Below are 19384 nucleotides of genomic sequence, written 5' to 3' on the forward strand. Positions count from 1 at the left end.
TGGCATCGAGGAAAAGATGAAACCCTTCCGCTACGGCTGTGTTCTGGCCCTGTTTGCCGCCCTGTTTCTGTTTATGCCGCAGGCGAAAGCGGCCTGCACAACATCCGATCTGCCCTGGACCGCCACGCCGGGGACGCTGACGGTGCCCACCACCCTCGGGATTGGCAATGCCGTCCCCGGCTCTGCCCGCTCGCACAGGGTGCAAGGCCACTGTGAGCCAGCCGACAGCGGCAAGCCGATCACCGCCTGCCATCTTGGCGAAGGCGAGGAAGTGCCGGGGATGCCGGGGGTTTATCGCAGCGGTATCGAGGGGATTGGTATTGAACTGCTGAACAGCGCCGGACAGCCGGTGCGCGGCCGCGCCGCCCACTGCGACAGCCGCAGCACGCCGCTGGGGTACGTCAGCAGTGACGGCTCCGGCAGCTTTAATGTTTCCCTGACGATGCAGCTGATCAAAACCGCGAGCACGACCGGAGAGCATGCGTCGACGACGGTGCACAACGGCATCTGGTCGCTGGGGATCTACCCGGACCAGCAGCTCGGCGAGCTGAATGCCGTGCGCTACGGCGGCAGTCTGGCGCTGAAGGCCACCACCTGCTCGGTCGATCCCAAAAGCCTGGTCATTATGCTGGGGGATTTCCCGGTCAGCCTCTTTACCCATGTCGGCAGCACCAGCGACTGGAAAAGCTTCAACCTGACGGCGACCTGTACCGACGCGGTGACCATGACCGCCCGGGTCACCAGCGTCAACGGCAGCACCTCGCTCGGGGACGGCAATGACGTGCTGAACCTGACCCCGGGCAGCGACAGCGCCACCGGTATCGGGGTGAAAATGCTGGTGGGCGGAGTAACGCTGCGCTACGACTATCCGATCCCCTTTGGCGACCAGACCGTGCCCAACCAGCCGTTCAACCTGCCCTTCCAGGTGCAGTATTACCAGACGGGCGCTCAGGCGACAGCCGGGCGAGCCAATACCCTTGCCACCATCGACATTGAATACCAGTGAGATCCCCGATGAAATATGTAGCCCTGATCGTGCTGCTGGCCAGCCTGCCCGCGACGGCCACCGACGTGATCCTCAGCATCAAAGGCAATATCTACGATACCGCCTGCGAGGTGGACAGCACCAGCCAGAACAAAGTGGTCGATCTCGGCCAGGCGGTGGCCAGTGATTTTAAAGCGGTGGGGGATACCGGGGTGTGGAAGGATTTTGATATCACCATCTCCCACTGCCCGCAAAGCCTGACGCTGGCGACGATTAACCTCGAGGGGCAACGCGACAAACTGCACCCGTTTAAGTTCGCCAACACCGGCACCGCCAACGGGCTGGCGCTGGAGCTGGCAGACCGCACCGACTCGATCATCCTGGCCCCGGAGTCACGCTTTAATGCGGTGATCGACCCGGTGACCCACACCGCCGATTTCCCGATGGCGGCACGCTATTACGCCTCGCATACCCCGGTCAGCGCGGGTCAGTTCTCCAGCGTGGTGCAGTTTACCTTCACTTACCAGTAGGACCGCGCCTCTTAGCATGGATGCTTTTTTTACGCCCGGCAGCGAGTTTTGCCGGGCGTTTTTTTATCTCGGGCACCTCGGGCTGCTCGATAGGAAAGATCGGCAGGGCATTCAGCAGGCGCTTGCCGTAGTTTTTGGTCAGCAGGCGTTTATCGTAGATCACCACCTCCCCCCAGCAGCTGTGGCTGCGGATCAGACGCCCCACCTGCTGAATGAGGTTGAATGACGCCGCCGGCAGACTCTGCACTTCGAACGGGAAGCGATTCAGGCTTTTCAGCCACTCGCCCTCGGTGAGCACCACCGGGCTGTCGATAGGCGGGAAAGCAATCTTGTGGATGTGCACCTGGGTCAGGTAATCGCCTTTCAGATCCAGCCCTTCGGCAAAGGACTGAAGCCCCACCAGCACGCTGCGCTCGCCGCTGTCTATCCGTTTACGGTGCAGCTCCACCAGCCGGTAGCGGGGCTGATCCCCCTGCACCAGCAGGAGCAGGCGCAGATCGGTGACAAAGGTTAAAAACAGATTCATCGCCCGGGCGCTGGCGAACAGCACCAGCATCCCGGGGTACTTTTTGCTTTCGAGCTGTTCGCGGAAGTACGCCGCCATCTCGGCCAGATGATTCTCTTCATTGTCGATCAGCGGTTCATGCTGCATGCGCGGGATCACCAGCTTGCCCTGCTCGCAGTGGTTGAACGGCGAGTCGAGGGCCACAAAGCGATCCCCTGCTTTCTCCTTCAGGCCGCTCATCTCCTGCAGCCGCGAGAAGCTGTTCAGCGAGCGCAGCGTAGCGGAGGTGACCACCACATGCGGAACGCTGCGCCAGAGCAGCTTCTCCAGCTGATCGCTGACCCGAATGCCCGCGCAGTGGAAGAAGAGATGCACCTGATTCTCTTTGACCTCCCGGGTCGCCCACTTGGTGACCGGTGCGCCGGAGGCCTGAGCCATCGACGCCAGTCGCCACAGCTTGCTCTGCCCTTCGAACATGCCAAGGGCACGGTTCATCTGCAGCAGCACCCGGTGCACGCGCACCACGTCATGGGTGCCGGTTTTTTCACTGAGATCGTTTAAAAATAGCTCCGCCAGCCCGCGCAGCTTCTCGATAAGCTGCGCCAGCTCGCGACATATGGCCATGATCTCATCCGGCAGCTCGCCCATCTCAAAGCGGTGCTCCGCCTCCTGGGTGGCCGGGAGATAGAGATTGAGGATGTTATTCAGCGAGGCGATGTGGGTGTAGATGGTTTCGCAGTGCTCGCTGAGGCGCTCCGGGACCGCCAGCGGCGGGATGGTTTTCGGCCGGAACTGATCCATGCAGGTGGCGATCAACTTGCAGAACAGATCCAGCTGCAGGCGGAACCAGGGGGCGGTGATCTCGGCGCTCATCTCCAGCGCGTCGCGGGCGACGTCCGGCAGATGGTGGCCTTCATCCAGCACCAGCAGCAGGTGTTTCGGGTCCGGCAGTACCGATTCGCTCTCCATCGCCGCCATCACCAGCGCGTGGTTGGCGACCACCACTTCGGCCTCCTGGATCTCGCGGCGGGCGACAAAGAACGGGCATTCGCGGTAGTAGTGGCAGTTGCGGTTCAGGCAGCTGGCTTTGTCGGTGCTGAGCCTGCGCCACAGGTCATCGCCGATAGCCTGATCGGTGTGATCGCGCAGGCCGTCCCACTTGTAGCCGTCAAGATCGGTCTTCAGCTTCGCACACTGCTCCTGCTCGGCCTTGTTGTTAGGAGTCAGTTCGTCATCGAGAAACGCCAGCAGATCCTGCTGGTTCGGTTCGCTGCTGGCCAGGGCCGCCAGGTTGCGCGGACAGACGTAGCGCCCGCGCCCAAAGGCGGCGGTAAAGCGTAGCTCGGGGATAATTTTGCGCAGCAGGGGCAGGTCTTTACTGTAGATCTGATCCTGCAGGGCGACGTTGGCGGTGCTGACCACCAGCGTCTTTTGCTCTTCCCGGGCGATAGCGATGCCGGGGATCAGGTAGGACAAGGTTTTACCCACCCCGGTCGGGGCTTCAATTGCCAGATGTCGGCCCTCATCACCGGCGAGCGTTTTCGCCACATCGGCAATCATCTGCCGTTGCGGTGCGCGGGGAATAAAGTCGGGGATCTGCTGTTGTAGCGCCTTATACCAGGCGGCAATTTGCGCTTTCAGCGCGGCGGTTAAAGCCATGATGAACCTGAAATACTGTATAAACAGCCACTATTGTGGCACTTTCTTCAGCGGGCCGCAAAAGAAAAGCCCGGCTTTACGACCGGGCTTCCAGATTACTGTGCGCTGGCAGGTTTGCGCGGACGGCGTCGGCGCTGGCCTTCCCCTGCCGGTTTCGCGTCACCGTCACGGCGCGGTGGCTTGCTGGCCGCTTTCGGCGCGCCGCCTTCGCTACGGCGCGGCTGCTGCTGACCACGACCGCCGCCGCCCTGCCCGCGTCCACCGCCCTGACCACGACCGCCGCCCTGACGACCGTTCTGGATCGGCTCGGCTTTGATTGACGGGTCAACGTCATAACCCTCGAGGGCAATGCGTGGGATCTCTTTCTTCAGCAGACGTTCGATGTCGCGCAGGAGTTTGATTTCATCCACGCAGACCAGGGAGAGCGCTTCGCCGGTGGCCGCTGCGCGACCGGTACGGCCGATACGGTGAACGTAATCTTCCGGCACGTTCGGCAGCTCGTAGTTGACCACGTGCGGCAGCTCTTCGATGTCGAGGCCACGGGCAGCGATGTCGGTCGCCACCAGCACGCGGATATCGCCGGATTTAAAGTCTGCCAGCGCGCGGGTACGTGCGCCCTGGCTCTTGTTGCCGTGGATCGCCGCGCTGCGGATCCCATCTTTGTTCAGCTGTTCCGCCAGGTGGTTCGCGCCGTGCTTGGTACGGGTGAAGACCAGCACCTGCTGCCAGTTGCCCTCGCCAATCATCTGCGACAGCAGCTCGCGCTTACGCTTTTTGTCCACCATATGGACTTTCTGGGTCACCTGCTCGGAGGCGGTGTTGCGACGCGCGACTTCCACTTCCAGCGGGTTGTGCAGCAGTTTTTCTGCCAGGCCTTTGATCTCGTCGGAGAAGGTGGCGGAGAAGAGCAGGTTCTGACGGCGGGCCGGCAGTTTTGCCAGCACGCGGCGAATATCGTGGATGAAGCCCATGTCGAGCATGCGGTCAGCTTCGTCGAGGACCAGGATTTCCACGCTGTCGAGCTTGACGGCGTTCTGGTGTTCCAGATCGAGCAGACGGCCAGGGGTGGCGATGAGCACGTCCACGCCGCTGCGCAGTTTCATCATCTGTGGGTTAATGCTGACCCCACCGAACACCACCAGCGAGCGGATGTTGAGATAGCGGCTGTACTCACGCACGTTCTCACCCACCTGGGCGGCCAGTTCACGGGTCGGGGTCAGGATCAGGGCGCGCACCGGGCGACGGCCTTTGGCGTGCGACTCTTTCTGAATCAGGCGTTCCAGCAGCGGCAGGGTAAAGCCAGCGGTTTTACCGGTCCCGGTCTGGGCACTGGCCATCAGATCGCGACCCGCCAGCACGGCAGGAATGGCCTGCTGCTGAATAGGGGTAGGTTCGCGGTAGCCCTGCTCTTCTACAGCACGCAGAATTTCCGGGTTCAGGCCAAGGGTATCAAAAGACATAAAAACTCCGAACCGCCCCGACCATTTCAGGTGTAGTTTTCAGGGAGATAGTGACAAATAGAAGGACAAAAACCACAGTGTCGCGAAGCAGCGGAGTGTAACAGCTTTTGTGATGTGGCGCATAAAATATCCCGCAAACCGATGCATCCACGCTATTACGTAGGCCGGGAAAATGCAGTGCCGCCCGGCGCAATATTGAACAAGCGGACTGGACAAGCTCAAAAAACAGTCATAATCTTAATCAATCGATTGATTAACTTTTAGTGACACTATGAATCCGATCCCGACCACCACCAAGGGCGAACAGGCCAAAAGCCAGCTGATTGCCGCCGCGCTGGCGCAGTTTGGCGAATACGGGATGCACGCCACCACCCGCGACATTGCCGCTCAGGCGGGGCAGAACATCGCCGCGATCACCTACTATTTTGGCTCGAAAGAGGATCTCTACCTCGCCTGCGCCCAGTGGATCGCGGATTTCATCGGCACCAACTTTCGCCCCCATGTGGAGGCGGCTACCGCTCTGCTGGACGAGCCTGCCCCGGATCGCGCTGCCATCCGCGAATTGATCTTAACCGCCTGCAACAACATGATTCAGCTCCTTACCCATGACGATACGCTGAACCTGAGCAAGTTTATCTCACGGGAGCAACTCTCGCCTTCTGCCGCTTATCAGCTGGTGCACGATCAGGTTATCGCCCCGATGCACACCCATCTGACCCGGCTGGTGGCAGCCTACACCGGCCGCGATGCCAGCGACACGCAGACCATATTGCATACCCATGCCCTGCTGGGCGAAGTGCTCGCCTTTCGTCTCGGGCGGGAAACCATTTTATTACGTACCGGCTGGACCGAATTTGATGCGGACAAAGCCGCGCAGATAAGCCAGGTCATCACCTGCCACGTTGATCTGATCCTGCAAGGTTTAACCCAAAGGAGCCTGGAGTCATGAAAAAATCGGTTGTTATTCTTCTGGCAGTGGTGGTGCTGGCCGCCGGATTCGGTGGCTGGTGGTGGTATCAGAGCCAGCAGGATAAAACGTTAACCCTGTACGGCAACGTTGATATTCGCACCGTGAACATGAGCTTTCGCGTCGGCGGACGGCTGGCGTCATTAACCGTGGATGAAGGGGATGCCATTACCGCCGGGCAGACCCTGGGCGAGCTGGATAAAGCCCCTTATCAGAACGCCCTGCTGCAGGCTCAGGCCGGGGTAGCCGTGGCTCAGGCGCAATACGATCTTATGCAGGCGGGCTACCGGGATGAAGAGGTGGCCCAGGCCGCCGCCGCCGTTAAGCAGGCGCAGGCCGCCTACGACTATGCGCAGAACTTCTTTAACCGTCAGCAGGGGCTGTGGAAAAGCCGCACCGTGTCGGCCAACGATCTGGAGAACGCCCGCTCCGCGCGCGACCAGGCTCTGGCGACGCTGAAATCCTCCCAGGACAAACTGCGCCAGTACCGCTCCGGCAACCGCGAGCAGGATATCGCCCAGGCCAAAGCCAGCCTCGAACAGGCTCAGGCTCAGCTGGCCCAGGCGCAACTGGATCTGCACGACACCACCCTGGTGGCCCCGGCCAACGGCACCCTGCTGACCCGCGCCGTAGAGCCCGGCAGCATGCTGAACGCTGGCAGCACGGTGCTAACCCTGTCGTTAACCCGTCCGGTGTGGGTACGCGCCTATGTTAATGAAGCCAGTCTCGGGGAGGCAAAACCGGGCCGCGAGGTGCTGCTCTACACCGACGGTCGCCCGGATAAGCCTTACCGCGGCAAAATCGGCTTTGTCTCTCCAACCGCCGAATTTACGCCAAAAACCGTCGAAACCCCGGACCTGCGTACCGACCTGGTCTATCGCCTGCGCATTATCGTCAACGATGCCGATGACGCCCTGCGCCAGGGGATGCCGGTGACGGTGAGTTTCGATGATGGTCAACGCCATGAATGAGGCGGTGATCCAGCTCTCCGGCCTGGTCAAACGCTTTGCCGGGATGGACAAGCCCGCCGTCGCGCCGCTCGATTGCACCCTGCAAAAAGGCTACGTCACCGGGCTGGTGGGCCCGGACGGCGCGGGTAAAACTACCCTGATGCGGATGCTGGCCGGGCTGCTGAAGCCGGACGAAGGCACCGCCAGCGTCCTGGGACTGGACCCCATTAATGACGATCGCTCCCTGCACGCCATGCTGGGCTACATGCCGCAGAAGTTCGGGCTGTATGAAGATCTGACCGTGATGGAGAACCTGACCCTCTACGCCGACCTGCGCAGCGTCACCGGTGAGACGCGGGAGAAAACCTTCCAGCGTCTGCTGGAATTTACTTCCCTCGGCCCCTTCACCGACCGGCTGGCAGGTAAACTCTCCGGCGGGATGAAGCAGAAGCTGGGGCTGGCCTGCACCCTGGTCGGGGAGCCGAAGGTGCTGCTGCTGGACGAGCCTGGCGTTGGCGTGGATCCGATCTCCCGCCGCGAGCTGTGGCAGATGGTGCATGAGCTGGCGGGCGACGGGATGTTGATCCTCTGGAGCACCTCCTACCTCGACGAAGCGGAGCAGTGCCGGGACGTACTGCTGATGAACGAAGGGGCGCTGCTCTATCAGGGTGACCCGACTAAGCTGACCCAGAGCATGACCGGGCGCAGCCTGCTATTGCACACGCCCCATGAGAACAACCGCCGCCTGCTGCAGCGGGTGCTGAAGCTGCCCCAGGTAAGCGACGGCATGATCCAGGGGAAATCGGTGCGGGTGATCCTCAAAAAAGAGGCCAGCGCCGACGATCTGCGCCAGAGTGCGGATCTGCCGGATCTGCACATCGAGGAGACCGCCCCGCGCTTTGAAGATGCCTTTATCGATCTGCTTGGCGGCGCGGGCACGGCGGAATCCCCGCTGGGGGCGATCCTGCATACCGTGGAAGGCACGCCGGGCGAAACGGTGATTGAAGCCAAATCCCTGACCAAAAAGTTCGGTGATTTTGCCGCGACGGATGACGTGAACTTTGCCGTGAAACGCGGGGAGATCTTTGGCCTGCTGGGCCCCAACGGCGCGGGCAAATCCACCACCTTCAAAATGATGTGCGGCCTGCTGGTGCCCACCGCCGGCAAGGCGCTGGTGCTGGATATGGATTTGAAAGTCAGCTCCGGCAAGGCGCGCCAGCATCTGGGCTATATGGCGCAAAAATTCTCCCTCTACGGCAACCTGACCGTAGAGCAGAACCTGCGCTTCTTCTCCGGTGTCTACGGCCTGCGCGGACGGGCGCAGGACGAGAAAATCAACCGCATGAGCGAGGCGTTTGGCCTGAGCACTATCGCCAGCCAGGCCACCGACGCGCTGCCGCTCGGGTTTAAGCAGCGGCTGGCGCTGGCCTGCTCTCTGATGCATGAGCCGGATATTCTGTTTCTCGATGAACCGACCTCCGGGGTCGATCCCCTCACCCGCCGCGAGTTCTGGCTGCATATCAACAGCATGGTGGAGAAAGGGGTCACCGTGATGGTCACCACCCACTTTATGGACGAGGCGGAGTATTGCGACCGCATCGGACTGGTCTACCGCGGCAAGCTGATCGCCCACGGCACGCCTGACGATCTGAAAGCCCAGGTGGCGGATGAGCAGCAGCCCGACCCCACCATGGAGCAGGCGTTTATTACCCTGATTAATGACTGGGATAAGGAGCACGGCCATGTCTGATACCGCCCTCTCCTGGCGTCGGGTGCGCGCCCTGTGCATCAAAGAGACGCGGCAGATTGTACGCGACCCGAGCAGCTGGCTGATTGCGGTGGTGATCCCCCTGCTGCTGCTGTTTATCTTTGGCTACGGGATTAACCTCGACTCCAGCAAGCTGCGGGTGGGGATCCTGCTGGAGCAGCGCAGCGAAGAGGCGCTCGACTTCACCCACGCTATGACCGGCTCGCCCTATATCGACGCCACCATCAGCGATAACCGCCAGCAGCTGGTCCAGATGATGCAGGCCGGGCGCATTCGCGGCCTGATTGTCATTCCGGTGGATTTCGCGGCCCGCATGGCGCGCCCGGGTGACACCGCCCCGATCCAGGTGATCACCGACGGCAGCGAGCCGAACACCGCCAACTTTGTGCAGGGCTACACCGAGGGGATCTGGCAGCTGTGGCAGATGCAGCGGGCGGAAGATCGGGGTGAAACGTTCGAGCCGCTGATTGACGTCCAGACCCGGTACTGGTTTAACCCGGCGGCCATCAGTCAGCACTTTATTATCCCCGGGGCGGTGACCATTATCATGACGGTGATCGGTGCGATCCTGACCTCGCTGGTGATCGCCCGCGAGTGGGAGCGCGGCACCATGGAGGCCCTGCTCTCCACCGAAGTGACGCGCACTGAGCTGCTGCTGTGCAAGCTAATCCCCTACTACTTCCTCGGGATGCTGGCGATGCTGCTCTGTATGCTTGTCGCTGTCTTCATCCTCGGGGTGCCGTACCGCGGCTCGCTGCTGGTGCTGTTCATTATTACCAGCCTGTTCTTACTCAGTACCCTGGGGATGGGGCTGTTGATCTCCACCGTCACCCGCAACCAGTTTAACGCCGCCCAGGTAGCGCTGAATGCCGCCTTCCTGCCGTCGATTATGCTGTCCGGGTTTATTTTCCAGATCGACAGTATGCCCGCAGCGATCCGCGCGGCGACCTACATTATCCCGGCGCGCTATTTCGTCAGCACCCTGCAAAGCCTTTTCCTGGCGGGCAATATCCCGGTGGTGCTGATTGTGAATCTGCTGTTTTTGATTGCCTCGGCGGTGATGTTTATCGGGCTGACGTGGATGAAAACCAAACGGCGGTTAGATTAGGTTTCGCCCGGTGGCGCTACGCTTACCGGGCCTACGGGTCTTGTAGGCCGGGCAAACACAGTGCCGCCCGGCGTTTTGAGGAGTGACTATGTTTTACCGTTTATGGACCTTGATCCGCAAAGAGCTGCAATCCCTGCTGCGCGAGCCGCAGACCCGGGCGATTTTGATTTTGCCGGTGCTGATCCAGGTGCTGCTGTTCCCGTGGGCGGCCACCCTGGAGGTGACCAACGCCACCATCGCCGTCTATAACGAAGATAACGGCAAACATTCGGTGGAGCTGACCCAGCGCTTTGCCCGCGCCAAAGCCTTTACCCACGTGCTGATCCTCAACAGCCCGCAGGAGATCCAGCCGACCATCGACACGCAAAAGGCGCTATTGCTGGTGCGCTTCCCGGCCGATTTCTCCCGTAATCTCGACACTCTACAAACCGCCCCGATGCAGCTGATCCTCGACGGACGCAACTCCAACAGCGCCCAGATTGCCGCCAACTACTTGCAGCAGGTGGTGAAGGAGTATCAGCAGGAGCTGATGGAGGGCAAACCGAAACCGAACAACAGCGAGCTGGTAGTGCGCAACTGGTACAACCCGAACCTCGACTACAAATGGTTCGTGGTGCCGTCGCTGATCGCCATGATCACCACCATCGGGGTGATGATTGTGACCTCGCTGTCGGTGGCCCGCGAGCGCGAACAGGGCACCCTGGATCAGCTGCTGGTCTCCCCGCTGGCGACCTGGCAGATCTTCGTCGGCAAAGCGGTTCCGGCGCTGATTGTCGCCACTTTCCAGGCCAGTATCGTGCTGGCGATTGGCATCTGGGCCTATCACATCCCCTTTGCCGGTTCGCTGGCACTGTTTTACTTCACGATGGTGATTTACGGGCTGTCGCTGGTGGGGTTTGGGCTGCTGATCTCGGCGCTGTGCTCAACCCAGCAGCAGGCGTTTATCGGGGTGTTTGTCTTTATGATGCCGGCGATCCTGCTCTCGGGCTATGTCTCGCCGGTGGAGAACATGCCGGTGTGGCTGCAAAACTTAACCTGGGTGAACCCGATCCGGCACTTCACCGATATCACCAAGCAGATCTATCTCAAGGATGCGAGTCTGGATATTGTCTGGGGGAGTTTGTGGCCGCTACTGGTGATAGCGGCCGTGACGGGATCAGTGGCGTACGCGATGTTTAGACGCAATATCGCGTAGCTGTTTATCTTTGGCTAACAGCGAAACGACCGCGGGTCCGGCAAGGATCGCCAGCCCTGCGACGGCCAGCAAATAGTTGTTTTGCAGCACGCGGGACAACAGCCACAGCACGATGACGGCCGCACCAAAATACCAGGTGGTGGTCAGCTCTTCGAGCACATCCGCCACTTCGCGCCAGCGCTGGTCATGATGACGCTGTAAAAAGAGCATTAACAGTACGGTAACGCCGTACAACACACATAATCCTAAGCCGACACGCACCAGGGCGCCGCTCATCCAGGCCATCACCAGTACGGCCACGACCAATAAATGCAACATAATCTGCCAGCAACTGAGACCGGTCGCGACGCGTATGCGTTGTTGCCACTTCATGGCACTCTCCTGAAGGATTTTACTCTGCTTGTTCAGACTATCGCACTTTACGGAAAATTCCGTAACACAGCACCTTTTTGTGACGACGACTACACTTTATTTTCATCAGGATAGTGACGCGGGAAGGAGTGTATGGCCCAACAAACCCGGCATTTTTCGCTTAAAGTGTTAACGATCAACATTCATAAAGGATTCGCGGCTTTTAACCGCCGTTTCATTCTGCCCGAACTGCGCGACGCCGTACGTACCGTCAGCGCGGATATTGTCTGCCTGCAGGAGGTGATGGGCGCGCATGAAGTGCATCCGCTGCATGTGGAAAACTGGCCCGACACCAGCCACTACGAATTTCTCGCTGACACCATGTGGAGCGATTACGCCTACGGGCGCAATGCCGTCTACCCTGAAGGGCATCACGGCAATGCGATCCTCTCTCGCTATCCCATCGAACATTACGAAAATCACGATGTGTCGGTTGGCGAGAGCGAAAAACGCGGCCTGCTCTACTGCCGGGTAGCCGTGCCGGAGCTGGACATCCCCCTGCATGTGGCCTCGGTGCACCTGGGCCTGCGGGAAGCACATCGCCAGGCGCAGCTGCAGATGATGGCCGACTGGGTCAACGCTCTGCCCGAGGGGGACCCGGTGGTGGTGGCCGGAGACTTTAACGACTGGCGTCAGCGCGCCAGCCATCCGCTGAAAGCGGAGGCCGGACTGGAGGAGGTGTTTACCCTTGCTCACGGCAAGCCGGCCCGTACCTTCCCGGTCAGGTTGCCGCTGCTGCGTCTCGATCGTATCTATGTCAAAAATGCCCATGCCAGCAGCCCGACCGCGCTGGCACTGAGTAACTGGCGTCACCTTTCCGACCATGCGCCGTTAAGTGCGGAGATTCATCTATGAAATGTTCATGGCAAAGCGGCAACCGAATAAAGCTGCTGGAAAATGGCGATCACTATTATCCGGCGGTATTTGCCGCCATTGAGAAAGCCGAGAGCCGGGTGTTCCTTGAGACGTTCATCTGGTTCGATGACAACGTGGGCCGCAAGCTGCATGCCGTCCTGCTGCGCGCCGCCCAGCGTGGCGTGCATATCGAAGTGCTGCTCGACGGCTACGGTTCCCCCGATCTCGACGACGATTTCGTCGGGGAGCTCACCGCGGCAGGGGTGGTGTTCCGTTACTACGATCCGCGCCCTCCTCTGTTAGGCATGCGTACCAACGTGTTCCGCCGTATGCACCGTAAAATTGTGGTGGTGGATGAGCAGGTGGCGTTTGTCGGCGGGATTAACTACTCCGCTGAACACATGTCGGACTACGGTCCGGAGGCAAAACAGGATTATGCCGTCCAGGTCGAAGGCCCGGTGGTGCAGGATATTTTGCAATTTGTGGTGGAGAACCTGCCCGGCAAAGCCGCGGTGCGTCGCTGGTGGAAGCGGCGTCATCGCCCCGAAGAGAATGTTAAACCCGGTGAGGCGCAGGCGCTGTTTGTCTGGCGCGATAACGAAGAACACCGGGACGACATTGAGCGGCACTATCTCAAGATGCTGACCAACGCCCGGCGGGAAGTGATTATCGCCAACGCCTACTTCTTCCCTGGCTATCGCCTGTTGCACGCCATGCGTAATGCGGCGCGACGCGGGGTCAAGGTCAGACTGATTGTGCAGGGCGAGCCGGATATGCCGATTGTCACGGTGGGCGCACGCCTGCTGTACAACTATCTGGTGAAAGGTGGGGTAGAGATTTACGAATATCGCCGCCGTCCCCTGCATGGCAAGGTGGCGCTGATGGACGATCACTGGGTGACCGTCGGCTCCAGCAACCTCGACCCCCTCAGCCTGTCGCTGAACCTGGAGGCCAACCTGATTATTCACGATCGCGAGTTTAACCAGACCTTGCGCGACAATCTCACCGCCATCATTGCCGAAGATTGTGTGCGGGTGGATGAGACGATGGTGCCGAAACGCACCTGGTGGAATCTGGGTAAAAGCGTGGTGGTGTTCCACTTCCTGCGCCACTTCCCGGCGCTGGTGGGTTGGTTGCCGGCCCATACGCCGAAGCTGGCGCAGGTGCCGCCGCCGGTACAGCCCGAAATGGAGACCCAGGACCGGGTCGAAGCAGGTCATACGGGAGTGAAACCCTGATGAGCAAAAAACATTCGCGCTGGCGTCTGGCTAAAAAGATCCTCACCTGGGTATTTTTTATTGCCGTTGCAGTGCTGCTGGTGGTTTACGCGAAAAAGGTCGACTGGACTGAAGTCTGGAAGGTTATTCGTGACTATGATCGGGTGTCGCTGCTGAGTGCGATTGCGCTGGTGGTGGTGAGCTATCTGCTGTATGGCTGCTACGACCTGCTGGGACGGCGCTACTGCGGGCATAAGCTGGCCAAACGCCAGGTGATGCTGGTGTCGTTTATCTGCTATGCCTTTAACCTGACCCTGAGCACCTGGGTGGGTGGCATTGGGATGCGCTACCGGCTTTACTCCCGCCTGGGGCTGCCCAGCAGCACCATCACCCGCATCTTCTCCCTGAGCATCACCACTAACTGGCTGGGCTATATCCTGTTGGGCGGAGTGATCTTTACCGCCGGGGTGGTGCAACTGCCTGACCACTGGTACATCGACCAGACGACGCTGCGTATCCTTGGGGTGGTGTTGCTGCTGGTGATTGCGGTCTATTTGTGGGCCTGCGCGTTTGCGAAGCGGCGCCATGTGACCATCAAAAAGCAAAAGCTGGTGCTCCCCTCATGGCGCTTTGCGTTAGCGCAGATGGGTATTTCAGCCGGTAACTGGATGGCAATGGGGGCGATTATCTGGCTGCTGTTGGGCGAAGATATTAACTACTTCTTCGTGCTGGGGGTGCTGCTGGTGAGCAGTATCGCCGGGGTGATTGTGCATATTCCCGCCGGGATCGGCGTGCTGGAAGCGGTGTTTATCGCCCTGCTGGCAGGGGAACATGTCTCTCACGGCGCCATTATCGCCGCCCTGCTGGCCTATCGCATGCTCTATTACTTCCTGCCGCTGGGGCTGGCAACAGTCTGTTATCTGGTGCTGGAGAGCCGGGCGAAGAAGCTGCGGGCCAAAAACGAGCAGCAGATGGCGAAGTGAAGGAGGAAAATGCCCGGCAAGCGAAGCGCCGCCGGGCAAAACACTTACCGGCGGTTGCCGAAGATGCGCAGCAGCATCAGGAACAGGTTGATAAAGTCCAGATAGAGCGTCAGCGCCCCGAGAATCGAGTATTTGCGCAGGTTAGAGCTGTCGCGGACGTCGATCTGCTCCCCAATATTTTTCAGCTTCTGCGTGTCGTAGGCCGTCAGGCCGACAAACACAATCACCCCGATATAGGTCACCGCCCACATCAGCGCTTCGCTCTTCAGCCAGAAGTTAACCAGCGAGGCCAGCACGATACCAATCAACGCCATAAACAGCATGTTGCCCATGCCGCTCAGGTCGCGTTTGGTGGTGTAGCCGTAGAGGCTCATCGCGCCAAACATCCCGCCAGCCACCACGAAGGTGCTGGCGATCGAGGAGTAGGTGTAGACGATGAAGATGCTGGAAAGCGTCAGGCCGGTCAGCGCCGAGTAGAGCATAAACAGCGTGGTGGCCATCCCGGCACTGAGCTTATGCACCAGCCCGGACAGGACAAACACCAGCGCCAGCTGGGCGATAATCAGACCAAAGAAGGTAATTTTGCTGGAGAAGACAAACATCATCACGGCAGGCGTGTTTGCGGAAAACCAGGCGACAAACGCGGTGAGCAGCAATCCGCAGGTCATCCAGCCATAGACCTGCGCCATATAAGTTTGCAGGCCGCTGCGGGTCTGCACGATAGAATCGGAACGGGGAAATCTGTCCATAACGCACTCCTTTTTAAGTGGACACACTGTTATAGCCTAACACATCCCCGCAATCCGGCTACCAGCGGCTGGCAGCGTCCTTGTCGCTGTCGCGTGATTCCACCCAGCGATCCCCTTCCGGTGTGGCTTCGCGCTTCCAGAACGGAGCGCGGGTTTTCAGATAATCCATAATAAACTCGCCTGCGGCAAAGGCGCTGCCACGATGGGCGCTGGTGACGCCCACAAAGACGATCTCTTCTCCGGGCCACATCTCACCGATGCGGTGGATCACCGTTACCCGACCGAGCGGCCAGCGCTCCCGCGCCTGATCGACGATCTCCGCCAGCGCCTTTTCGGTCATCCCCGGATAGTGCTCCAGGGTCAGCGCCTTCACGCTGTCGCCCAGATTATGGTTACGCACTTTGCCGGTGAAGGTGACCACCGCCCCGTCTTCGTCACGCTCCGCCAGCCAGCTGTATTCGGTGCCGACGTTGAAACGCGCCTGATCGACAACGATTTTGGTCTCTGTCATCTCAGCCCCCGGTAACCGGTGGGAAGAAGGCCACTTCATCGCCCGACGTAACCGGATGGTTGAACTCCACCAGGGTCTGGTTTACCGCCGCCAGCAGTTTGCCCGCGTCCAGCGCCAGCGCCCAGCGGTCGCTCTGCGCCGCCAGATGCGCCCGCAGCGCTTCCACGGTGTCGAACTCCCTCTCCAGCGTCAGGCTGTCGGTATTCACCAGCTCACGCACCTGCGCAAAAAACAGTACCTTAATCATTCTCTTCCGCCCTGAAATCACCTGATTTACCGCCGCTTTTCGCCAGCAGGCGAACCGGGCCGATGACCATGTCTTTCTGTACCGCTTTGCACATGTCGTAGATGGTTAACGCCGCCACCGATGCGGCGGTCAAAGCTTCCATCTCCACCCCGGTCTTGCCTGTCAGGCGGCAGAGTGATTCGATGCGCACCCGGTTATGCTCCGGCTCGGCCCGCAGGTTAACCTCGACTTTGCTGAGCATCAGCGGATGGCACAGCGGAATAAGATCCCAGGTGCGTTTCGCTGCCTGGATCCCGGCGATCCGCGCGGTGGCGAAGACGTCCCCTTTGTGGTGACTGCCGTCAATGATCATGGCCAGGGTTTCGGGGAGCATGGTGACGAACGCTTCCGCGCGGGCTTCACGCACGGTTTCGGCCTTGGCGGAGACATCCACCATATGGGCTTCGCCCGCGGCATTAATGTGGGTCAGTTGCGACATAGCTTACTTCTTCAGATGAGGATGGAAATTACACGGACGCGTGCGGGCATCCAGCTGCGGGGCAATGACGTTTTCCCACGCGGTGCGGCAGGCTTTGGTGGAGCCCGGCATGGCAAAGATCACCGTGTTGTTGGCGATACCGGCAACGGCGCGCGACTGTAACGTGGAGGTGCCGATCTCTTCAAACGACAGCATGCGGAACATCTCCCCGAAGCCTTCGATCTCGCGATCGAACAGCGGCAGCAGCGCTTCCGGGGCCTGATCGCCGGCGGTAAAACCGGTTCCGCCAGTAATCAACACCACCTGCACGTTGTCGCTGGCTACCCAGCGCGACACTTCCGCGCGAATAGCGTAACGGTTCTCTTTGACGATGACCTTGTCGACAATCTGGTGCCCCGCCTCGTGGGCCGCATCGCGCAGCCAGTGGCCGGAGGTGTCATCCTCTTCGCCGCGACGTTCGGACACGGTAAGGATAGCAATACGCGTCGGGATAAATTCAGCGCTTACCTGACTCATCTTCTGATTCCTTTTGCGATTACCCGCCGATGTAGGACAGGTTCTGGGTGATCCCGGTGTTGCCCTGATGCAGGAAGTGGGTCTGTTTTTTGTGCATCAGCGCCTCAGAAATGCGCGCTTCCAGCGCCTGCTGCTGGACGTCATCGGCCAGCAGATCGCGCAGGTCCACGCCACCGTCGCCAAACAGGCACAGGTGCAGCTTGCCCACCGACGAGACGCGCAGGCGGTTACAGCTGGCACAGAAGTCTTTTTCATACGGCATGATAAGGCCGATCTCCCCTTCGTAGTCGGGGTGACAAAAGACCTGCGCCGGGCCGTCGCTGCGCTGGCGAAGCTGATGGATCCAGCCGCGTTTGAGCAGTTCATCGCGCAGCACCATGCCGGAGATGTGATGGCGGGAGAAGAGATCGCTGCCCTCGCCGGTTTCCATCAGCTCGATAAAGCGCAGTTGAATGCGGCGGGGTTTGATCCACGCCAGGAAGGTCTCCAGCTGATGATGATTCACATCGCGCATCAGCACGGTGTTGACCTTCACCTTATCGAAGCCCGCCGTAAAGGCCGCATCGATGCCCTCCATCACCTGGTGGAATTTATCCTGGCCGGTGATGGCGTGAAACTGGCGGGCATCGAGGCTGTCGACGCTGACATTGATGGCCGTCAGCCCCGCATCGCGCCATTCGGCGACATCGCGTGCCAGACGATACCCGTTGGTGGTCACCGCAATCTGACGAATGCTGTCGTTTTCGCGTACCGCGGCGATGATGTCGGTGAAGTCACGGCGCAGCGAGGGTTCGCCGCCGGTCAGACGGACCTTCTCCGTGCCCATGGCGGCGAACGCACGCGTCACGCGGCGGACTTCGTCCACGGAGAGAAAGCCGTTATTAGTGATGCCGCCGGGTTTGTAGCCGTCCGGCAGGCAGTAGGTGCAACGGAAATTGCACACATCGGTAATAGACAAACGCAGGTAAAAAAACTTACGCGCGAATGCATCGGTAAGTTGTGAAGCCATGTACACCTTTCCTGATACGGGAGGCACAGTCATTTCTTTCTGTACCCTGGTGGCGAAACCGCCACGGCCAGAGCACCATATCTGTCGACACAGGCGCAAAGGCTAGAGTGTATGTTTTCGATTTCGAAAACGTGGTTATGCCGATAGTAGCTCGTTAAAAGCAGTTTCGCTATTATCGCCTTTCGTTATATAAACTTGTATATATCGTCATGATCATGCCATTTCGTCCCAGAATACGTCATTATCATATTATTGCATTGATATATGTCATTTAGCCCCGGGCGGAGCATCGTCATTTAGGGGTAGTTGAGTTACTGTTAAGGTGTTCGTCTTACTAAGGAATTTCTATGCGCAATCGCACATTTGCGGATCTCGACCGCGTTGTCGCTCTCGGCGGAGGCCACGGACTGGGCCGGGTGATGTCCTCGCTGTCATCCCTCGGTTCACGGCTGACCGGGATCGTGACCACCACCGATAACGGCGGTTCAACCGGGCGAATTCGTCGTGCCGAAGGGGGGATCGCCTGGGGGGATATGCGCAACTGCTTAAACCAGCTCATCGCCGAACCCAGCGTCGCTTCGGCAATGTTTGAGTACCGTTTTGGCGGTAATGGCGAACTTTCGGGGCATAACCTCGGAAACCTGATGTTAAAGGCGCTGGATCACCTTAGCGTGCGGCCTCTGGAGGCGATCAATTTAATCCGCAACCTGCTCAAAGTGGATGCGTTTTTGATCCCGATGTCCGAACTTCCGGTCGATTTAATGGCGATCGACAGTAACGACCATGAAGTGTATGGCGAAGTGAATATCGACCAGCTGGCGCTGCCGCCGAAAGAGCTGATGCTCTACCCCACCGTTCCGGCGACCCGTGAAGCGGTGGAGGCCATTGGTGAAGCGGATTTAATTCTGGTCGGCCCCGGCAGTTTTTACACCAGCCTGATGCCGCTGCTGCTGATTAACGAGCTGGCCCAGGCGCTGCGCAGGACACCGGCGCCCGTGGTCTACATCGGCAACCTGGGTCGCGAACTCAGCCCCGCCGCCGCCGGGCTTTCGCTGTCCGCTAAGCTGGCGCTGATGGAGCAGTATGTCGGGAAAAAGATTATCGATGCGGTGGTGGTCGGGCCTGGGACCGATGTATCAGGCATGGAAGGCCGGGTGGTAGTGCAGGAGCCGCTCGAAGCGAGCGACATTAAGTACCGCCATGACCGGCATTTACTCCGCGTGGCGCTGGAGAAGGCGGTGCAGGGGTTGGGTTAGGATAGCGCAGCCTGATGCCCTCATC

20 protein-coding genes and 1 riboswitch are annotated in these 19384 nt (G+C 59.8%); of the genes, 11 read left to right on the plus strand and 9 right to left on the minus strand.

Annotation, left to right across the window (positions count from 1 at the left end):
* The first annotated feature begins 16 nt into the window (after positions 1–16).
* Both LG383_RS12295 and LG383_RS12300 read left to right on the plus strand, forming a co-directional pair.
* Positions 17–1006 (plus strand): fimbrial protein, encoded by a 990-nt coding sequence (locus LG383_RS12295; RefSeq protein ID WP_225759255.1) that lies wholly within the window; start codon positions 17–19, stop codon positions 1004–1006.
* 8 nt (positions 1007–1014) lie between these two features.
* On the plus strand, positions 1015–1515 hold the full coding sequence (locus tag LG383_RS12300) for a fimbrial protein (protein WP_225759256.1): 501 nt from the start codon (positions 1015–1017) through the stop codon (positions 1513–1515).
* Here LG383_RS12300 and dinG read toward each other — a convergent pair.
* On the minus strand, positions 1502–3679 hold the full coding sequence (dinG, locus tag LG383_RS12305; RefSeq protein WP_225759257.1) for an ATP-dependent DNA helicase DinG: 2178 nt from the start codon (positions 3677–3679) through the stop codon (positions 1502–1504). The two genes, LG383_RS12300 and dinG, sit on opposite strands and share 14 nt — an antisense overlap.
* Positions 3680–3774: 95 nt before the next feature.
* Positions 3775–5139 (minus strand): ATP-dependent RNA helicase RhlE, encoded by a 1365-nt coding sequence (rhlE, locus tag LG383_RS12310; RefSeq protein WP_106992435.1) that lies wholly within the window; start codon positions 5137–5139, stop codon positions 3775–3777.
* 271 nt (positions 5140–5410) lie between these two features.
* On the opposite strand from rhlE, the gene cecR reads away from it, so the two are divergent.
* The 5 genes from cecR to LG383_RS12335 all read left to right on the plus strand — a co-directional run bounded on the left by cecR (position 5411) and on the right by LG383_RS12335 (position 11127).
* Complete coding sequence (gene cecR / locus LG383_RS12315; RefSeq protein WP_225759258.1) at positions 5411–6088, plus strand: transcriptional regulator CecR; 678 nt, start codon at positions 5411–5413, stop codon at positions 6086–6088.
* A complete protein-coding gene (hlyD, locus tag LG383_RS12320; protein WP_106992433.1) occupies positions 6085–7077 on the plus strand; it encodes a secretion protein HlyD in 993 nt (330 codons plus the stop codon). Before cecR ends, hlyD begins: the two co-directional genes overlap by 4 nt.
* Positions 7070–8806, plus strand: a complete 1737-nt coding sequence (locus LG383_RS12325) for an ATP-binding cassette domain-containing protein (protein WP_225759530.1) — start codon at positions 7070–7072, stop codon at positions 8804–8806. The genes hlyD and LG383_RS12325 overlap by 8 nt, the downstream gene beginning before the upstream one ends.
* Positions 8799–9932, plus strand: a complete 1134-nt coding sequence (locus LG383_RS12330; RefSeq protein WP_106992432.1) for an ABC transporter permease — start codon at positions 8799–8801, stop codon at positions 9930–9932. Before LG383_RS12325 ends, LG383_RS12330 begins: the two co-directional genes overlap by 8 nt.
* A gap of 88 nt (positions 9933–10020) precedes the next feature.
* On the plus strand, positions 10021–11127 hold the full coding sequence (locus LG383_RS12335) for an ABC transporter permease (RefSeq protein WP_225759259.1): 1107 nt from the start codon (positions 10021–10023) through the stop codon (positions 11125–11127).
* On the opposite strand, the gene LG383_RS12340 is transcribed toward LG383_RS12335, so the two are convergent.
* Positions 11089–11499, minus strand: coding sequence for a YbhQ family protein (locus LG383_RS12340; RefSeq protein ID WP_225759260.1), 411 nt, complete (start codon positions 11497–11499; stop codon positions 11089–11091). The genes LG383_RS12335 and LG383_RS12340 overlap by 39 nt on opposite strands.
* A gap of 132 nt (positions 11500–11631) precedes the next feature.
* Between LG383_RS12340 and LG383_RS12345 the strand changes: the two genes are divergently transcribed.
* From LG383_RS12345 to LG383_RS12355, 3 genes are read left to right on the plus strand one after another with little or no spacing between them, the layout of a single operon-like run.
* Positions 11632–12393, plus strand: a complete 762-nt coding sequence (locus LG383_RS12345; protein ID WP_166181909.1) for an endonuclease/exonuclease/phosphatase family protein — start codon at positions 11632–11634, stop codon at positions 12391–12393.
* Entirely contained in the window at positions 12390–13631 is a 1242-nt protein-coding gene (gene clsB / locus LG383_RS12350) for a cardiolipin synthase ClsB (RefSeq protein WP_106992428.1), read from the plus strand. Before LG383_RS12345 ends, clsB begins: the two co-directional genes overlap by 4 nt.
* Positions 13631–14593 (plus strand): YbhN family protein, encoded by a 963-nt coding sequence (locus LG383_RS12355; protein WP_225759261.1) that lies wholly within the window; start codon positions 13631–13633, stop codon positions 14591–14593. The genes clsB and LG383_RS12355 overlap by 1 nt, the downstream gene beginning before the upstream one ends.
* Before the next feature lie 44 nt (positions 14594–14637).
* Here LG383_RS12355 and LG383_RS12360 read toward each other — a convergent pair whose 3' ends face one another.
* The 6 genes from LG383_RS12360 to moaA all read right to left on the minus strand — a co-directional run bounded on the left by LG383_RS12360 (position 14638) and on the right by moaA (position 18103).
* On the minus strand, positions 14638–15342 hold the full coding sequence (locus LG383_RS12360) for a Bax inhibitor-1/YccA family protein (RefSeq protein ID WP_106992421.1): 705 nt from the start codon (positions 15340–15342) through the stop codon (positions 14638–14640).
* Between the two features lie 58 nt (positions 15343–15400).
* Positions 15401–15853 (minus strand): molybdopterin synthase catalytic subunit MoaE, encoded by a 453-nt coding sequence (gene moaE / locus LG383_RS12365; RefSeq protein ID WP_225759262.1) that lies wholly within the window; start codon positions 15851–15853, stop codon positions 15401–15403.
* Position 15854: 1 nt separating this feature from the next.
* Entirely contained in the window at positions 15855–16100 is a 246-nt protein-coding gene (gene moaD, locus LG383_RS12370; protein WP_106992419.1) for a molybdopterin synthase sulfur carrier subunit, read from the minus strand.
* Positions 16093–16578 (minus strand): cyclic pyranopterin monophosphate synthase MoaC, encoded by a 486-nt coding sequence (gene moaC, locus LG383_RS12375; RefSeq protein WP_059308466.1) that lies wholly within the window; start codon positions 16576–16578, stop codon positions 16093–16095. The genes moaD and moaC overlap by 8 nt, the downstream gene beginning before the upstream one ends.
* A 3-nt stretch (positions 16579–16581) precedes the next feature.
* Positions 16582–17094 (minus strand): molybdenum cofactor biosynthesis protein B, encoded by a 513-nt coding sequence (gene moaB, locus LG383_RS12380; RefSeq protein WP_106992418.1) that lies wholly within the window; start codon positions 17092–17094, stop codon positions 16582–16584.
* A gap of 19 nt (positions 17095–17113) precedes the next feature.
* Positions 17114–18103, minus strand: coding sequence for a GTP 3',8-cyclase MoaA (moaA, locus tag LG383_RS12385; RefSeq protein ID WP_106992417.1), 990 nt, complete (start codon positions 18101–18103; stop codon positions 17114–17116).
* Positions 18091–18225: riboswitch (molybdenum cofactor riboswitch) on the minus strand. (Overlaps the previous gene by 13 nt.)
* A gap of 225 nt (positions 18226–18450) precedes the next feature.
* Here moaA and yvcK point away from each other — a divergent pair.
* Complete coding sequence (yvcK, locus tag LG383_RS12390; RefSeq protein ID WP_106992416.1) at positions 18451–19359, plus strand: uridine diphosphate-N-acetylglucosamine-binding protein YvcK; 909 nt, start codon at positions 18451–18453, stop codon at positions 19357–19359.
* Positions 19360–19384: the final 25 nt, after the last annotated feature.

Origin of the sequence: Leclercia sp. Marseille-Q4284 (assembly GCF_916618945.1) — a bacterium.
GTDB lineage: Bacteria > Pseudomonadota > Gammaproteobacteria > Enterobacterales > Enterobacteriaceae > Enterobacter > Enterobacter tamurae.

What these genes read in the sequence shown, in the direction of transcription:
- clsB (WP_106992428.1), top strand. Translation starts at nt 12,390, where the DNA reads ATGAAATGTTCATGGCAAAGCGGCAACCGAATAAAGCTGCTGGAAAAT.
- LG383_RS12345 (WP_166181909.1), top strand. Translation starts at nt 11,632, where the DNA reads ATGGCCCAACAAACCCGGCATTTTTCGCTTAAAGTGTTAACGATCAAC.
- moaD (WP_106992419.1), bottom strand. Translation starts at nt 16,100, where the DNA reads ATGATTAAGGTACTGTTTTTTGCGCAGGTGCGTGAGCTGGTGAATACC.
- LG383_RS12340 (WP_225759260.1), bottom strand. Translation starts at nt 11,499, where the DNA reads ATGAAGTGGCAACAACGCATACGCGTCGCGACCGGTCTCAGTTGCTGG.
- moaA (WP_106992417.1), bottom strand. Translation starts at nt 18,103, where the DNA reads ATGGCTTCACAACTTACCGATGCATTCGCGCGTAAGTTTTTTTACCTG.
- LG383_RS12355 (WP_225759261.1), top strand. Translation starts at nt 13,631, where the DNA reads ATGAGCAAAAAACATTCGCGCTGGCGTCTGGCTAAAAAGATCCTCACC.
- cecR (WP_225759258.1), top strand. Translation starts at nt 5,411, where the DNA reads ATGAATCCGATCCCGACCACCACCAAGGGCGAACAGGCCAAAAGCCAG.
- LG383_RS12335 (WP_225759259.1), top strand. Translation starts at nt 10,021, where the DNA reads ATGTTTTACCGTTTATGGACCTTGATCCGCAAAGAGCTGCAATCCCTG.
- yvcK (WP_106992416.1), top strand. Translation starts at nt 18,451, where the DNA reads ATGCGCAATCGCACATTTGCGGATCTCGACCGCGTTGTCGCTCTCGGC.
- hlyD (WP_106992433.1), top strand. Translation starts at nt 6,085, where the DNA reads ATGAAAAAATCGGTTGTTATTCTTCTGGCAGTGGTGGTGCTGGCCGCC.
- LG383_RS12295 (WP_225759255.1), top strand. Translation starts at nt 17, where the DNA reads ATGAAACCCTTCCGCTACGGCTGTGTTCTGGCCCTGTTTGCCGCCCTG.
- moaC (WP_059308466.1), bottom strand. Translation starts at nt 16,578, where the DNA reads ATGTCGCAACTGACCCACATTAATGCCGCGGGCGAAGCCCATATGGTG.
- LG383_RS12360 (WP_106992421.1), bottom strand. Translation starts at nt 15,342, where the DNA reads ATGGACAGATTTCCCCGTTCCGATTCTATCGTGCAGACCCGCAGCGGC.
- moaE (WP_225759262.1), bottom strand. Translation starts at nt 15,853, where the DNA reads ATGACAGAGACCAAAATCGTTGTCGATCAGGCGCGTTTCAACGTCGGC.
- rhlE (WP_106992435.1), bottom strand. Translation starts at nt 5,139, where the DNA reads ATGTCTTTTGATACCCTTGGCCTGAACCCGGAAATTCTGCGTGCTGTA.
- LG383_RS12300 (WP_225759256.1), top strand. Translation starts at nt 1,015, where the DNA reads ATGAAATATGTAGCCCTGATCGTGCTGCTGGCCAGCCTGCCCGCGACG.
- LG383_RS12325 (WP_225759530.1), top strand. Translation starts at nt 7,070, where the DNA reads ATGAATGAGGCGGTGATCCAGCTCTCCGGCCTGGTCAAACGCTTTGCC.
- moaB (WP_106992418.1), bottom strand. Translation starts at nt 17,094, where the DNA reads ATGAGTCAGGTAAGCGCTGAATTTATCCCGACGCGTATTGCTATCCTT.
- LG383_RS12330 (WP_106992432.1), top strand. Translation starts at nt 8,799, where the DNA reads ATGTCTGATACCGCCCTCTCCTGGCGTCGGGTGCGCGCCCTGTGCATC.
- dinG (WP_225759257.1), bottom strand. Translation starts at nt 3,679, where the DNA reads ATGGCTTTAACCGCCGCGCTGAAAGCGCAAATTGCCGCCTGGTATAAG.